The 1112-nt window shown below is 55.3% G+C and carries 1 protein-coding gene; it reads right to left on the bottom strand.

Annotation, left to right across the window (positions count from 1 at the left end):
- Nucleotides 1-50: 50 nt before the first annotated feature.
- Nucleotides 51-596 carry an NYN domain-containing protein gene (locus JQ575_RS44250; RefSeq protein ID WP_212039436.1) on the bottom strand — a complete coding sequence of 182 codons (546 nt, stop codon included), beginning with the start codon at nucleotides 594-596 and terminating at the stop codon, nucleotides 51-53.
- Between the last annotated feature and the right edge of the window lie 516 nt (nucleotides 597-1112).

Here is a 1112-nt window from a genome sequence, read left to right on the forward strand (position 1 = left end):
ACTGACCCAGTTGGGCGGCCTTTTGCGCCAGTCAAGGGAATGTTGTTTCCCTACGAAAACTCATCCCTTTGGTTGCGTCTCTCCTCCTTTGTCCGCCCTATGGCAGCCTTGAGCTCGTGCAATTCGATGAACGTATCGGCCTGCCTACGCAATTCGTCAGCGACCATCGGAGGTTTCGTTCGCATGCTTGATACTAGCGTGACGCGAGGACCGATGCGCTGGATTGCTTCTACAAGGCGACGAAAATCCCCGTCCCCGGAAAACAACACTATGTGGTCGACATACTTCGCAATCTCGAGCGCATTGACTGCGAGTTCAACTCCAATATTGCGCTTGTATTTCCGCCGGCCCTGAACATCGTCGAACTCTTTAACCGATGTCGTACGCACTGTGAAACCGTTATATTCGAGCCAATCGATGAGGGGCCGGGTCGTTTCAAATTCTTCAGCGATGATCGTGTAGTAATAAGCACGCACTAGCACGCCGCGCGCCCCGAACTCGGCAAGAAGCCTCCTAAAATCAATGCTGAAGTCCAAGGCTTTCGCCGTGTAATGAAGGTTCAGGCCGTCGACAAAGAGCGCCACTTTTTCGGACATCGCCCCAACTCCCTTGATGCCGATAGAACTGCGGCGCATTACGGTCAAACTAAGATTACCGGCAGGGTAGCGAGTTTTGTCCACTGGCTACGGCGTCGGCGCGTGTGTCGCTTGGGGTGCATCTGCGGTCGCGCGGACAATTCCTTTATCACTGGGCTCAGCGAACCGCTGAGTGCAATTGATATCCGGGCCACTACGGTCAGCCCGATGGAGTACCTCCAGCCCTCCCTGAGCTTCCGGTTAAACCTAAGTCCAACTTCGATTCACCGCGACTACATCGAACCGATAGACGCCTAAGCTTTGTAGCCGCGTGTTGCTCGTATCTGCCTCGGTCACCCGGCCGTAGTCTCCTCAACCGTCGGGTCGCTCAGAAACATGACTAAGGCCACACGGGCGTTATCCGTATGGCCTTTAGCCGGGACTGTCCCGCTCCTCGCATGGATTCCGTCACCGGCTAGACAACAGCGAAACAAGCGGAAGCGTTCCCGAACCGCGCGGCAGTGCTTTCAGTACAAA

The sequence above is a fragment of the Bradyrhizobium sp. JYMT SZCCT0428 genome (assembly GCF_018131075.1).
GTDB lineage: Bacteria > Pseudomonadota > Alphaproteobacteria > Rhizobiales > Xanthobacteraceae > Bradyrhizobium.

Bases quoted from the DNA above. Each gene is read 5' to 3' on its own strand.
- JQ575_RS44250 (WP_212039436.1), bottom strand. From the start codon at position 596: ATGTCCGAAAAAGTGGCGCTCTTTGTCGACGGCCTGAACCTTCATTAC.